Source organism: Adhaeribacter aquaticus DSM 16391 (assembly GCF_000473365.1).
Lineage (GTDB): Bacteria > Bacteroidota > Bacteroidia > Cytophagales > Hymenobacteraceae > Adhaeribacter > Adhaeribacter aquaticus.
Map to the genome: position 1 here is coordinate 3,086,008 of NZ_KI421517.1, position 13,864 is coordinate 3,099,871.

The window sequence follows — 13,864 nt, forward strand, 5'->3', positions numbered from 1 at the left end:
AGAACCGGTTAAGTATTAGGTGCTTTTCTGAAGCAGTTATCTCCGTTTACCCGGTTCCTGATTCTTTTATTTTTTAACGACTAATTTCCTTAAATTATTTATAACTACGTTGCGTTAATTTTACATTCTCGAACTGAAGTTCCTCTTTATGTAAAATTGGTTCGCTGTTAGATCCTGTATATTCCCAGGCTGCTACATACGTATAATTTTCATCATCCCGTAAGGCTTCGTTTTCCGGTGTTTGATACTCTTCCCGGAAGTGACCACCGCAGGATTCATTACGGTTTAACGCATCAGTAACCATTAGTTCGCCTAATTCCAGGAAGTCTGCAACACGTCCTGCTTTTTCCAGCGTTTGGTTAAATTCTTCGTTTACACCTACCAGTTTTACATTTTTCCAGTATTCTTCGCGTAATTCACGAATTTTACCTTTTGCGTATGTTAAACCTTCTGCATTACGAGCCATACCGCAGTAATCCCACATTAAGTGGCCAAGCTCTTTATGGAAATCATCAACAGTTTTAGTGCCGTTAATAGATAATAATTTTTGAATATCCGCCCGAACAGCTCCTTCAGCTTCTTTGAAAGCAGGATGATCTACACTTACTTTAGCAGCAGGCATATTAGCTAAATAATCACCGATAGTATATGGTAATACAAAGTAACCATCCGCTAATCCTTGCATCAGTGCCGATGCCCCTAAACGGTTAGCACCATGATCGGAGAAATTAGCCTCACCTGCCGCATATAAACCAGGAATAGAGGTCATTAAGTTATAATCAACCCACAAACCACCCATAGTATAGTGAACGGCCGGATAAATACGCATTGGCGATTCGTAAGGGTTTTCACCAGTAATCTTCGCATACATATCAAATAAGTTACCGTATTTCTGGCTTACCTTATCTAATCCATCACGTTTAATTGCATCAGCAAAGTCCAAGTATACGGCTAAACCAGTAGATCCTACACCGCGACCTTCATCACAAGCTTGTTTGGCATTACGAGAAGCAACGTCGCGTGGTACTAAGTTACCGAAAGCCGGGTATTTCCGCTCTAAGAAATAATCACGTTCATCTTCCGGGATATTTTGAGGAGGTCTTTTATCTCCTTTAGCTTTTGGTACCCATACACGGCCATCATTCCGTAGCGATTCCGACATCAAGGTTAATTTTGACTGATAGTCGCCGGAAACAGGAATACAGGTAGGGTGTATTTGGGTAAAGCAAGGATTGCCAAATAAAGCTCCTTTTTTATGCGCCCGCCAGATAGCAGTAGTGTTAGAACCCATAGCGTTGGTAGAAAGGTAAAATACGTTACCATAACCACCGGTTGCCAAAATAACGGCATGGGCACTGTGCGACTCAATATGACCTGTAATTAAATTACGGGTAACAATACCACGAGCCTTGCCATCAACTAAAACTAAATCCAACATTTCGGTGCGTGGGTACATCTTAACTTTGCCATAAGCAATCTGACGGTTAAGAGCACTGTAAGCACCTAATAATAACTGCTGACCGGTTTGACCCCGGGCATAAAAAGTACGTGATACCTGAGCACCACCAAAAGAACGGTTAGCTAGTAATCCGCCATACTCACGGGCAAAAGGTACCCCCTGCGCCACGCATTGGTCAATAATATTAACAGATACTTGTGCTAAACGGTAAACGTTGGCTTCTCTGGCCCGGTAGTCACCGCCTTTAATAGTATCGTAAAATAAACGGTGAACACTGTCACCATCGTTCTGGTAGTTTTTAGCAGCATTGATACCACCTTGTGCGGCTATACTGTGAGCCCGGCGAGCACTGTCATGAAAGCTGAAAACTTTAACATTGTACCCCAACTCGGCCAGGGTAGCTGCTGCAGAGGCTCCTGCCAAACCAGAGCCTACTATAATAATATCGTATTTACGTTTGTTTGCCGGGTTTACCAGCTTTACATTAAATTTATGTTTTTCCCATTTTTCGGCTAAAGGGCCATCAGGAATTTTGGAATCTAATATCATATACTGTAACCGATTGGATTATTTGAAAAAGAAAAAATACAGTGGCATAGCAGCAAAACCTGCGCAAACCACAATAGAAAATACATAACCAACAGCTTTAATAGCCGGGGTGTATTTTTTATGATTTAAACCTAAGGTTTGGAAAGCACTTTGAAATCCATGAATTAAGTGAAATGCTAAGGCCACCATTGAAATTACATACAATGCAACATACCACCACTGGCTAAAAGCTTCTTCGGTTATTGCATACAGGTTTTTATTTCCCTGGGCATCCAATCCTATTTCTCCAAACTTAAGTTTGAAGTAAAAATTGTAAAGGTGAACTAATAAGAAGATAAAAATTACAGTTCCTAATAACCCCATGTTACGGGATGACCAGCTACTGTTCTGGTCTAGGTGGTTGACTGCATATTTTACGGAACGGGCACCCTGATTTCGGCGGGATAAAGCATAGGCTTCGTAAATATGGAAAACAAATCCCAAAAGCAGGATAATTTCCATAGCCCTGATAACAGGATTATGAGTCATGAAATAAGTATAGGCGTTAAATGCTATACCTTCATCCGCAGAAAATAATTGCAGGTTACCTATCAGGTGAACAACTAAAAATGAGCAAAGAAAGAGACCGGTGAGTGCAACTACCAGTTTTCGGCCAATAGTGCTGGAGAATGTTTTAGTAAACCAACTCATCTGTATTTGGGAATAGTTCTAAAAATTTACATTTTACTAATGCCAAAGGTACATTCCGACCTTTTATAAAACAATAGATTATATCCTATTTTTAATCAATCTAAATTATATAGATGTATGTAAATATTTTTATCTTCTTTGTGACAAAACTCGTATGTTGAGTACCTAATTTTGTTCTATTGAAATACTAATAGAATAACAAATTTCGTTCATGAGGTAAACTTCTTGTATGAATAAACATATACCCTTTAAAAAGGCTTATTATTTAATAATACTTTTAGGTTTTTTTCTAAGTTTTCTTTCCGTTTTCAAGGCTAATGCTACCCACATCAGGGCTGGTGAAATTATTGTTTTGCCAGACTCCAGTAAAACGGGGGATCAGCGTTTCCGGTGTGTAGTGGTTAAGTTGATTACCTATACTGATTTTAGTCAGACAAATGCCGATAACCCGGATGCCACTTTCTTTTTTGGAGATGGTAGTAGCCAGAAAGTAGATAGATGGAGAAGAACCGTTGCCCGGGCTGAAGATACCTACCGCAGTGTGTATTATTCTTATCATTGTTATCCGGCTGGTGGCACCTATACCATAACCTATGCAGAGTCTAACCGCGCCATTGGTGTAGCCAATATTGCCAATTCCGAATCCCAGACTTTTTTATTAAGAACTACCATTACCCTAGACCCCTTTATTGGGATAAATAATTCACCAAGATTATTACCTACTCCGCTTGATTATGCTGCCTGCGGACAGGTTTTCGTGCATAATCCGGGCGCCGTTGACAGAGATGGAGATAGCTTGGTTTTTAGATTACAAACCCCGCAACGGAATACCTCCGGCGATAATAATAATTTGCGCGCCGGTGATGTATTAGGTTACCGCCCGCTTAACGATCCTTCTTTGGCTGATCCGGGCAATAATTGCCCACCACCTAAATTAAGTATGGACCGCTTAACGGGGCAGCTCGTGTGGGAGTCTCCTTGTTTGGCCGGCGACTATAACGTAGCTTTTGTGGTAGAAGAATACCGCAATGGCCGGAAGATAGGCGAAGTTTTGCGAGACATGCAAATACGCGTGAGGTGCGTTAATAATAAACGACCGGTTCTTAAAATACCGCGAGATACGTGCGTGGTCGCCGGTACCACAGTGATAGGGCGGGTAAGCGCTACTGATCCGGAGAATTTACCTGTGTTTTTAGAGGCTTTTAGTGGTATTATTCCGCCTGCAACGTTTACCCAAAGCGGTAATAATGGCACATTTAGATGGAATACAACCTGTACCGATGTAAGAGAACAGCCTTATCAGGTTATTTTTAAGGTAACTGATACGCCTCCAGCCGGAACAGTTCCTCTAACTGATATTCAGCCCTGGAATATAAAGGTAATTGGTCCTGCCCCTGAAAATTTTAAAGTAAGGCAGGAGGGTAGCTCTTTTGTATTAGACTGGGATAATTACGTTTGTCCTAATGCAACCAGAATCTTGATTTTCAGACACGAAGGAATTTCTAATTTCTCTCCGGATTATTGTGAAACAGGTATTCCGGCCTCAGCAGGTTTTGTGCAAGTAGGTGATGTTGGCATCAACCAAACAACATTTACTGATAATGGTGGACCGGATGGTTTGAAAAAAGGAGTAGATTATTGCTATTCTATTTATGCAGTATTCCCGGGTCCGAATGGCAGTCGTGTTGTAGCAGGTATAGCAACCAAGCCGGTATGTGCTATAATTGAAAGTAATATTCCTATTTTAACGAATGTTTCCGTTGAAAGAACAGATGAAGCGAACGGTGAAATATTAGTTAGATGGGTAAAACCAACCGCCAGCTTACAAGATTTAGCCCAGCCACTGCAATACCGTTTATTCCGGGCGCCAGGCGAAACGCCTGCAAACTTTACTGAAATTTTCAGAACTAATAACCTGGATGAAACTTCCTTCCTGGATAGGAACATAAGTACAACCGCCAATAATATTGATGTAAAATGGATTTACAAAATTGAGCTATACCAGGGACCAGGCACTGGTACATTGGTAGATAATGCTACTCCCGGTACCAGTGTTCAATTAAAAGGAACCTCGGATGGCACTAATATCACCCTTAACTGGACCTATAACGTACCATGGAACAATACGAAATATAAGCATTATATCTACCGGCAAATAAATAATGTATTCACCCTAATAGATAGTGTGGCGGCCGGTGCAACCTCCGGACAGTACGTAGATAGAGGTACCTTCCAGAACTTAGGACTTCAGCAAAACGTTACCTACTGCTATTACATTTTAACCCGTGGGGGGTATGACAACCCTAAATTACCACGTTTATTATTAAATAAGAGTCAAGTGGCCTGTATAGCTCACAAAGATATAACGGCTCCATGTCCACCTGAATTAAGCATTGACCAACTGGATTGCGAGAACTTTATTAAGAATCCAACTATGCCTCCGTATCAGAATGTGTTGACGTGGGTACCGGGACAGGGCCCGGGTTGTGACCAGGATATTCAGTTGTATACCATATATTTCCGACCTGGGGACGAAGGCGACTTTACTAAGTTAGCTACTGTTAACGGTGATATTACTACCTACACCCATGGCAATTTACAATCGTTTGCCGGTTGTTATGTGGTAACGGCTACTGACTTCTCTGGCAATGAAAGTGTACATAGCAATACGGTTTGTAAGGATAATTGCTTCTTCTTCCAATTGCCAAACATTATTACACCTAACGGTGATGGCCGGAATGATGTATTTACCCCGGATAGGCGTTCTACTTTTGTGAAGTCTGTGAAATTTACCGTGTATAGCCGTTGGGGAGATAAGGTATATGATGGCAATGGTGATCCGGCTATAAACTGGCGTGGGGTTAACAATGCTGGTAAGCAAGTCTCCGATGGTACTTATTATTATGTAGCCGAAGTTGAATTTATAACTCTTTCTCCTAAAAATTCTAAACAAACATTTAAAGGATGGGTTGAAATTGCTAAATAAGGTATAGCTTAAACTTAACCATAATTGAAAAAGCCGGTATTTTGCCGGCTTTTTCTTTTGTTATTTAATTGGAGGAGCGCCAGATAATCCGTTATTTTGTTGCCTTAATTGTTAGAAAAAATTTAAAGTAGAGACTATGAAAGCCTATATTTTCCCGGGACAAGGTTCCCAGTTTCCTGGTATGGGGCAAGATTTGTATGCGCAATATCCGGAAGCAAAGCGGATTTTTGACCTGGCAAATGAAATCCTAGGTTTTTCGCTTACGGAGATCATGTTTGCGGGTACAGAGGTAGATTTAAAAGAAACTAAGGTAACCCAACCAGCTATATTCCTGCATTCCGTTGCGCAGGCAGCTATTATTCCTGATTTTAGACCAGATATGGTAGCCGGACACTCGTTAGGAGAGTTTTCGGCTTTAGTAGCTAATAAAGTTTTGCGGTTTGAGGATGCATTACAATTGGTTTCTAAAAGAGCTTTGGCTATGCAAGCTGCCTGCGAAAAAGAACCTTCTACCATGGCCGCCGTTTTAGGCTTGGATGATGAAATAGTTGCCAGAATTTGTGCTGAGATATCGGACGAAATAGTGGTACCGGCTAATTATAATTGCCCGGGTCAGTTGGTTATATCTGGTAGTATAAAAGGAGTGGAGTTGGCTTGTGAAAAAATGAAAGCAGCAGGTGCCAAACGGGCTTTGGTATTACCAGTAGGAGGAGCATTCCATTCGCCTCTTATGAAACCAGCTGAAGAAGAATTAGCGCAGGCTATAAAAGCAACTACTTTCCAAAAAGGTATTTGCCCGGTTTACCAGAATGTAGATGCCAAACCTTATTCTGATCCGGAACAAATAAAAGAAAATCTGTTAAAGCAATTAACCGCACCGGTACGCTGGACCCAGACTGTTCAGAATATGATTCAGGATGGAGCTGCCGAGTTTATTGAGTGTGGACCAGGAAAAGTTTTACAAGGATTAGTTAAAAAAATAAATAAAGAAGCAGTTGTAAGTAGTGTGGCTGTTTAATTAAGCTTCTTTTACAACAGAGCCTTTTTAACTATAGTTACAAAGGCTCTGTTGTTTTGTAAGGTCTTACCTCCAGTTGGTCGGAGCAAGCTGCTAATAATTCTAAATTGGTTTTTAGTAACACAGGATGTACAAAATCAGGCGCTATTTCAACTAAAGGCATTAAAACAAACCGTCTCTCCTGTAAGTGGGGGTGCGGGATGGTTAAGCTTTCAGTTTGGTAAAAAGTGTTGCCATAATAAATTATATCAATATCTATTATTCTGGCTGCCCATTTAATCTCCCTTATCCGGCCTAAATCCTTTTCAATTTTATTGATGCCTAGTAATAGTTCGGGAGGTGTAAGAGAAGTGTTAAGTTTTACGGCCTGGTTCAGGAAAGCCGGCTGATCTTCTACCCCCCAGGCTGCTGTTTCATATAATGCTGAACATTTCCCGATTGTACCTGGCAGCAAACTTATTCTATTGATGGCTTCTGATAAATAATATTCACGATTACCCTGGTTGCCGCCTAATAAAAGATAAGAAGTAGGCATTATTTAAATTTTTGAAAAAATTGGATTGTTTTATCTGCGGCTAATTTTGCCTGTTCTGGTAAGGTGCTGGCTGTAAAAGGGTGGGTACCGCCAAATGTATGGTTGGCCTCCTCAATAATTTCAAGGGCTGCAGCTGGTTTCACCTCCTTTAGCTCAAAAGCCATTTGTACCGGAACAGTTTCATCTTTATTCCCATGAATAATTAATAAAGGTTGAGGCATTTGTTTGGCAGCAGCGAGCACATCAAATCGGGCTTTATTAGCAAAATAATCTTCAGCTAATTGATAGTATAAGGGCATTTGTTGTTTGGTGCGTGTGTTTGCAACATAGTTCACACCTTCTTTTTGCCATTTCGTTAAAACTTCTTCGGACCAGCGACCCAAATGGCTTACAGCTGCCCAGGTAGCGGTTGCCTTAATCCGGGAATCTTCTGCTGAGGCTAAAATAGTCAATCCGCCTCCCCGGCTATGCCCTATCAAAGATATTTTTTGTACATCAATTTCTACTTCAGGAACAGGGCTTTTGTCAGAATGTAAAAGATCAAGTAAAGCTTTTACATCATCTAATTCAATAGAAAAATTATTACGACCAAATGCTTCCAGGTCTAATACATCATCTTCTTTCAGGGTACTGCCGTTGTGAGACAAATTGAGCTTAATAAAAGCGAAATTTTTTTCGGCAAAATAATTGGCTAAAACATTAAAGTAGCCCCACTCTTTAAATCCTTTAAACCCATGCACAAATATCACTATAGGTTTAGGTTGTCCGTTCGGAATTAATCTGGCATCCGCTTTTGTAGCCCGGCCGTGGGGTGGGGTAAGCGTAAAATCAATTTGATGAATGAGCCCCATAAATAACCTTGTTTAAATTAAGTTCGCAAATGTACTACGCAAATACAGAAGCATAAACTTTAAATAACTATAGAGTATAGGTAAAATAGTTTTTTAGGAATTTAAAATTATTATCTCCCGCGGGTATTTATTAATAATTTTGGATTCGAGGAGCGGAGGTAGTAATATTGTGATTCAGACATGCGCGTAACGTTAAACGATATTCAGGGGCCGATTGCTGCGGAAATGGCGGAATTTGAAAAGAAATTCCGGACATCTATGCAGTCGAGGGTATTGCTGTTAGATAAAATCATGAGTTACATCGTGAAACGCAAAGGCAAGCAGATGCGGCCCATGTTTGTTTTCTTTTCTGCCAAACTTTTTGGAGGAGGCATAACAGAAGCTACCTACCGGGGAGCTGCCTTAATAGAGCTCCTGCATACCGCCACTTTGGTTCATGATGATGTAGTAGATGATGCCAATTACCGACGCGGCTTTTTCTCAGTTAATGCTCTTTGGAAAAATAAAATTGCCGTGTTGGTAGGCGATTATTTATTATCAAGAGGCTTATTGCTCTCGTTGCAGCATGATGATTTTGAGTTACTCAAGATTGTGTCTAACTCGGTTAAAGAAATGAGCGAAGGAGAGTTGTTGCAAATGGAAAAAGCCCGCCGCCTAGATATTACCGAAGAAGTTTATTTTGATATTATCCGGCAAAAAACAGCGTCCCTTATAGCTTCTTGCTGTGCTGTAGGGGCCTCTTCTGCTGGTGCCGATGCCGAGACAATTGAAAAGGCCCGACTTTTTGGCGAAAAGGTAGGTATAGCTTTTCAGATTAAAGATGATTTATTTGATTATGGTACTGCTGAAATCGGTAAACCGGTAGGTATAGATATAAAGGAAAAGAAAATGACTTTACCTTTAATTTATGCTCTGCAGCAAGCCGATTGGTTTACAAAACGTCAGATGATCTATAATGTGAAAAACAATAAAGGCAAAAACGAAATAATCAATAAAGTAATTGATTTTGTTAAAAAGTCTGGAGGTCTGGATTACGCTATTGACCAAATGCATAAATATGCCGATGAAGCCCTTCAGATTCTAAATAGTTTTAGTCCATCGCCATCCCGTACCTCCCTGGAGCAACTCATTTCCTATACTATTGATAGGGAAAAATAAAACTCTTTTCTTTAAATGCTGCGAGGAAGCATTCTAACTACTAATAAAGGTGGCAAAGCCCTTCTTTCCTCTTTAATTCAGTCAATGCAAAAAAGTGTTTCTTGCTTTTTTTGTTATAAACTGAAGATAAATATGAGTATTTTATAAAGGAAACCTCTTGTTTAAGAGGAGGTTGTGTTTAATTGGCCGCAGGTTGAGGTGCTAAAAGCCTTGTTACATACAGCTGTATTCTCTCCTTTCTTATTTTCTGTTAATAAAGTAGCTTAATTAAAATTTCTGCCTTCCAATGGTAGAAGAAGGGTATGAATGCAAAAAGAGCTAATGAAATTAAAGAAATATACCTTTTTAGTTTTTGCTTTTTCTTTCTCATTTTCAACGAGTATTAGTGAAAATGGAGACAGGCTATATGCAGCTGAAATTTTAAAGCAAGAATTGTTTATAGGCAAATTCCAGGAGGTTGCTGTTGCTAATTCTCCTGAAGATAATTCACCGATGAAATAAAACTTACTCCGCCAGAAGCTGGTTTACCGTACTTTCAAAATCTTGTTTAAATTCTTCATAAAGTTTACCGGTGCCCGGACCAGAAAAACCGGTATGAATTTTCATAACATTACCTTTTTTATCAATAAGTATAGTTGTCGGGAAAGCCACTACTTTATTCAGCATAGGTAACGTTTTTGAAGCCGCTTCTTTATCCCGGGTACCAGCAACTAAAATATCATATTGGATATTATAACGGGATTTTAATTTTCCGAGACGCACTTTAGCTTTTTCAAAGTCATCGTTTTGTTCATAAGCCAACCCAATTATTTCTAAGCCTCTATTTTTATGCTTTGCATAAAAAGGAGCTAAATAGGCCGTTTCATCCATGCAATTAGGACACCAAGAACCCATTAATTGAAGCACTATTACTTTACCCTGGTACTTTGCATCTGTTAATGATACTTTGTTACCATTTAAATCAGGAAACTTGAAGTTTATTTTGTTATACCCTTTTCTAAAAAAGGTTAAAGTATCCGCTGATGGCAATTGGGCATTAGCATTTTTAATTCCTTTCCAGAGGCTTATTTCGTCCCGCCCAAAATAAAATTTACCATCAAGTTCGCCAGCCGAGTTATGCTTGGCCTTGAACAAATAAGCATGATAGCCATCAAAAGTGGAAAGCTTCATTTCATCTCCGTCCACTTCGCCATCCAGGAACCGGTAATCGCCGGTAGCACTTAAAAAAGTGCCTTTCAGGTAGTTGTTCTTTTGTTCGAACAGCCCAATGGCTTTTTCTGTGGTTCCGTCACTATATTTAAAAAGAACCTGCCATTTCCCGTTAAAGTCTTTAGTTGCCGGTTTAGGATTTTGTGAGAACCGAAATTTTTGATCGTGCTTGGCCGTGAAATTTATGGTAAATGGTTTATCTAAATTATAACGGGTCCATTTACCTTTGATTCCATTTTCCTGGTCATTAATATGGCCCTTAAGGTCAGCATCAAATATGTGTAACGGAATTGTAACTGAATCGCCGGCAATAGTTATTTCCTCCAGCAATATTCTCTCTTCCCCATTAACCAGGTAGCCAATGGTTTTCCCGGCTTTTGTTTGTTCTACCTCCATCAGAAAAGGTATTTCCTGGTTAGAAATATTCAGCGTAAATCTCCAGGTGCCCGGCTTTAATTGTTTATCTTTTTTCTGACAATTTGTTAAGCAAAACAGGAGGGTAAAAAAAACAGGAATAAAGGAACAAAATTTTATGTATTTCATAAAAGAAGGAAAAGCTTTGGCAACAAACTAAACAAAACCGCTTGGAGTGAGTACATTACTAGGATTGCATATACGTAGTATTGTGTTAAATCTTTGATAAAGACTTATTCAAAATTAATAAAGTAATGGAAAACCAACCAACACCTAATCCGATTTCGCCGGATAAAATTACGAATGCCGACGAAAGTAAAAAATTGCCGGGTACAAATGCAGAGATAAAATCACCGCAGGAAACAGACGAATTAGATAAGTCTTATGAAGGTGTAAGAGAAGGTGGAAATGTAGCTGCCGAAGACGAAACAGGGACGGATGCGTTGGATGGTTCCAATGCTAATAACCTTCGAACTAAATAACAGAAGGTCAAAGGGTATTTTTTTATTTGTTTTAATTTTAAATAGCAAAAATGACGGGTTTGTAATAGCACTTTTATCGTCATTTATATATATTTGCGCAAATTTTTTTCTGGAAGTGTTAAAAAATAACGCTTTCCGGTAAAAGAAAAAGTTTAAACATCATTACAACCCCACAATTATGGCATTTGATATTGATATGATTAAGGCGGTTTATGCACGGTTAGGAGAGCGCGTAACAGCTGCTCGCCAAACTGTAGGCCGACCGTTAACTCAAACTGAGAAAATTCTTTACGCTCACTTATATGAGAATCCGATAACAGGAGCTTTCGAGCGGGGTAAATCTTATGTGGATTTTGCTCCCGATAGAGTTGCTATGCAGGATGCAACTGCCCAGATGGCTTTATTGCAATTTATGCAAGCGGGTAAACCACAGGCCGCCGTTCCTTCATCTGTACATTGCGACCATTTAATTCAGGCGCGTGATGGAGCTAATGAAGATTTAGAAGTAGCTACAAAAGAAAATAAAGAAGTATACGATTTCTTAGCATCAGTTTCTAATAAATATGGCATTGGTTTCTGGAAACCAGGTGCGGGTATTATCCACACAGTTATATTTGAAAACTACGCCTTCCCAGGTGGTATGATGATAGGTACTGACTCCCACACGCCAAACGCGGGTGGTCTGGGTATGATTGCTATTGGTGTTGGTGGGGCTGATGCCGTTGACGTTATGGCGGGTATGGCATGGGAGCTTAAGTTCCCTAAAGTTATCGGGGTTAAATTAACCGGTAAAATGAGCGGCTGGACAGCGCCAAAAGATGTTATCCTGAAAGTGGCGGGTATATTAACCGTAAAAGGTGGTACCGGTGCTATTGTAGAATATTTTGGCGAAGGTGCTAAAACAATTTCTTGCTCTGGTAAATCTACCATCTGTAACATGGGAGCTGAAATAGGAGCTACTACTTCCTTATTTGCCTATGATGAGACCATGGCAGATTACCTGAGACAAACTGAACGCGGAGACATTGCTGATTTAGCGGAGCAGGTAGCCGAGCATTTACGTGGTGATGATGAAGTGTATGCTAATCCAGAAGCTTATTATGATCAGGTAATTGAAATTAACCTGAGCGAGCTTGAGCCGCACGTAAACGGACCGTTTACGCCGGATGCTGCCTGGCCAATCTCTGCCTTTGCTGCTGCCGTTAAAGAACATGGCTGGCCAGCTAAGTTAGAAGTAGGTTTAATTGGTTCTTGTACCAACTCTTCTTACGAAGATCTTACCCGTGCCGCCTCTTTAGCCAGACAAGCAGTAGAAAAAGGCTTAGCAGTAAATGCTGAATACACGATTACTCCAGGTTCTGAAGTAGTGCGTTACACGGCTGAGCGTGATGGTATTTTAGATACTTTTGCTGAAATTGGTGGCGTAGTACTGGCAAATGCTTGCGGACCTTGTATTGGTCAGTGGGCACGTCATACCGATGATCCAAAACGCAGAAATTCTATTATTACCTCTTTTAACCGTAACTTCGCGAAACGGAATGATGGTAACCCAAATACCCACGCGTTTGTAGCTTCTCCTGAAATTGTAACTGCTTTTGCTATTGCTGGTGATTTAACTTTCAACCCTTTAACTGATACCTTAACAAACAAAAATGGTGAGCAGGTAAAACTAGATGAGCCAACAGGTATCCAGTTTCCAGCAAACGGTTTTGATGTAGAGGATGCAGGTTATGTAGCGCCGGCAGAAGATGGTAGCCACGTAGAAGTAGCAGTAGATCCTAAATCTGATCGTCTGCAATTATTAGAAGGTTTCCCGACCTGGAATGGTGCTGACTATAAAGGATTACGGTTATTAATTAAAGCACAGGGTAAGTGTACTACTGACCATATTTCTATGGCTGGTCCATGGTTAAAATACCGTGGTCACTTAGATAATATTTCTAATAACATGCTGATTGGTGCTATTAATGCTTATAATGGTGAAGCAAATAGCGTTAGAAACTTCATGTTACATGACAATCCACATCAGGAAGTTCCAACTGTAGCGCGTGCTTACAAAGCTGCCGGTATTGGTTCTATTGTAGTGGGTGATGAAAACTACGGTGAAGGTTCTTCCCGTGAGCATGCTGCTATGGAGCCTCGTCATTTAGGTGTGAAGGTGGTATTAGTAAAATCTTTTGCCCGTATTCACGAAACAAACCTGAAGAAACAAGGAATGTTAGCGCTTACTTTTGCTAATAAAGAAGATTACGATAAAGTTCAGGAAAGCGATTTGATCGATGTAATTGGATTAACTTCATTTACTCCTGGTAAACCATTGCAGGTTGTTTTACACCATGTTGATGGCACGGAAGATTCTTTTGAAGCAAATCATACTTATAACCAAGGACAAATTGAGTGGTTCAAAGCTGGTTCAGCATTAAACTTAATTCGTTTAAAAAGTGCGGCTGCTGCTTCTGAAGGTTTTACTCAAATGTAATTTTATAATACCTTTTTATAAAAAAGAGGCCCTT

General features: G+C 40.0%; 11 protein-coding genes. 6 read left to right on the forward strand and 5 right to left on the reverse strand.

Going from position 1 to position 13,864, the window contains the following annotated elements:
* Window positions 1-94: 94 nt before the first annotated feature.
* Both ADHAQ_RS0115965 and ADHAQ_RS0115970 read right to left on the reverse strand, forming a co-directional pair.
* Complete coding sequence (locus ADHAQ_RS0115965; RefSeq protein ID WP_026463792.1) at window positions 95-2,008, reverse strand: fumarate reductase/succinate dehydrogenase flavoprotein subunit; 1,914 nt, start codon at window positions 2,006-2,008, stop codon at window positions 95-97.
* Between the two features lie 18 nt (window positions 2,009-2,026).
* On the reverse strand, window positions 2,027-2,698 hold the full coding sequence (locus ADHAQ_RS0115970; protein ID WP_026463793.1) for a succinate dehydrogenase cytochrome b subunit: 672 nt from the start codon (window positions 2,696-2,698) through the stop codon (window positions 2,027-2,029).
* 229 nt (window positions 2,699-2,927) lie between these two features.
* On the opposite strand from ADHAQ_RS0115970, the gene ADHAQ_RS0115975 reads away from it, so the two are divergent.
* The gene (locus ADHAQ_RS0115975) at window positions 2,928-5,684 is read left to right on the forward strand and encodes a T9SS type B sorting domain-containing protein (protein ID WP_051359969.1); all 2,757 of its coding nucleotides are present in this window, start codon (window positions 2,928-2,930) and stop codon (window positions 5,682-5,684) included.
* 136 nt (window positions 5,685-5,820) lie between these two features.
* Entirely contained in the window at window positions 5,821-6,702 is an 882-nt protein-coding gene (fabD, locus tag ADHAQ_RS0115980; protein WP_026463795.1) for an ACP S-malonyltransferase, read from the forward strand.
* A gap of 37 nt (window positions 6,703-6,739) precedes the next feature.
* Here the strand turns inward: fabD and folK are convergent, their stop codons facing one another.
* Both folK and ADHAQ_RS0115990 read right to left on the reverse strand, forming a co-directional pair.
* Window positions 6,740-7,237, reverse strand: a complete 498-nt coding sequence (folK, locus tag ADHAQ_RS0115985) for a 2-amino-4-hydroxy-6-hydroxymethyldihydropteridine diphosphokinase (protein ID WP_026463796.1) — start codon at window positions 7,235-7,237, stop codon at window positions 6,740-6,742.
* Window positions 7,237-8,088, reverse strand: coding sequence for an alpha/beta hydrolase family protein (locus tag ADHAQ_RS0115990; protein WP_026463797.1), 852 nt, complete (start codon window positions 8,086-8,088; stop codon window positions 7,237-7,239). The genes folK and ADHAQ_RS0115990 overlap by 1 nt, the downstream gene beginning before the upstream one ends.
* Window positions 8,089-8,268: 180 nt before the next feature.
* On the opposite strand from ADHAQ_RS0115990, the gene ADHAQ_RS0115995 reads away from it, so the two are divergent.
* Window positions 8,269-9,246 carry a polyprenyl synthetase family protein gene (locus ADHAQ_RS0115995; RefSeq protein WP_026463798.1) on the forward strand — a complete coding sequence of 326 codons (978 nt, stop codon included), beginning with the start codon at window positions 8,269-8,271 and terminating at the stop codon, window positions 9,244-9,246.
* Window positions 9,247-9,552: 306 nt separating this feature from the next.
* Window positions 9,553-9,747 (forward strand): hypothetical protein, encoded by a 195-nt coding sequence (locus tag ADHAQ_RS0116000; RefSeq protein WP_026463799.1) that lies wholly within the window; start codon window positions 9,553-9,555, stop codon window positions 9,745-9,747.
* 3 nt (window positions 9,748-9,750) lie between these two features.
* On the opposite strand, the gene ADHAQ_RS0116005 is transcribed toward ADHAQ_RS0116000, so the two are convergent.
* A complete protein-coding gene (locus ADHAQ_RS0116005) occupies window positions 9,751-10,998 on the reverse strand; it encodes a TlpA disulfide reductase family protein (protein WP_034256868.1) in 1,248 nt (415 codons plus the stop codon).
* 125 nt (window positions 10,999-11,123) lie between these two features.
* Here ADHAQ_RS0116005 and ADHAQ_RS0116010 point away from each other — a divergent pair, with 125 nt between their 5' ends.
* Entirely contained in the window at window positions 11,124-11,351 is a 228-nt protein-coding gene (locus tag ADHAQ_RS0116010; protein WP_051359970.1) for a hypothetical protein, read from the forward strand.
* A gap of 178 nt (window positions 11,352-11,529) precedes the next feature.
* Window positions 11,530-13,830: an aconitate hydratase gene (locus tag ADHAQ_RS25980; RefSeq protein ID WP_034256869.1), complete on the forward strand. Its 2,301-nt coding sequence runs from the start codon at window positions 11,530-11,532 to the stop codon at window positions 13,828-13,830.
* Window positions 13,831-13,864 lie beyond the last annotated feature (34 nt).

What these genes read in the sequence shown, in the direction of transcription:
- ADHAQ_RS0115965 (WP_026463792.1), bottom strand. Translation starts at nt 2,008, where the DNA reads ATGATATTAGATTCCAAAATTCCTGATGGCCCTTTAGCCGAAAAATGG.
- ADHAQ_RS0115970 (WP_026463793.1), bottom strand. Translation starts at nt 2,698, where the DNA reads ATGAGTTGGTTTACTAAAACATTCTCCAGCACTATTGGCCGAAAACTG.
- ADHAQ_RS0115975 (WP_051359969.1), top strand. Translation starts at nt 2,928, where the DNA reads ATGAATAAACATATACCCTTTAAAAAGGCTTATTATTTAATAATACTT.
- fabD (WP_026463795.1), top strand. Translation starts at nt 5,821, where the DNA reads ATGAAAGCCTATATTTTCCCGGGACAAGGTTCCCAGTTTCCTGGTATG.
- folK (WP_026463796.1), bottom strand. Translation starts at nt 7,237, where the DNA reads ATGCCTACTTCTTATCTTTTATTAGGCGGCAACCAGGGTAATCGTGAA.
- ADHAQ_RS0115990 (WP_026463797.1), bottom strand. Translation starts at nt 8,088, where the DNA reads ATGGGGCTCATTCATCAAATTGATTTTACGCTTACCCCACCCCACGGC.
- ADHAQ_RS0115995 (WP_026463798.1), top strand. Translation starts at nt 8,269, where the DNA reads ATGCGCGTAACGTTAAACGATATTCAGGGGCCGATTGCTGCGGAAATG.
- ADHAQ_RS0116000 (WP_026463799.1), top strand. Translation starts at nt 9,553, where the DNA reads ATGCAAAAAGAGCTAATGAAATTAAAGAAATATACCTTTTTAGTTTTT.
- ADHAQ_RS0116005 (WP_034256868.1), bottom strand. Translation starts at nt 10,998, where the DNA reads ATGAAATACATAAAATTTTGTTCCTTTATTCCTGTTTTTTTTACCCTC.
- ADHAQ_RS0116010 (WP_051359970.1), top strand. Translation starts at nt 11,124, where the DNA reads ATGGAAAACCAACCAACACCTAATCCGATTTCGCCGGATAAAATTACG.
- ADHAQ_RS25980 (WP_034256869.1), top strand. Translation starts at nt 11,530, where the DNA reads ATGGCATTTGATATTGATATGATTAAGGCGGTTTATGCACGGTTAGGA.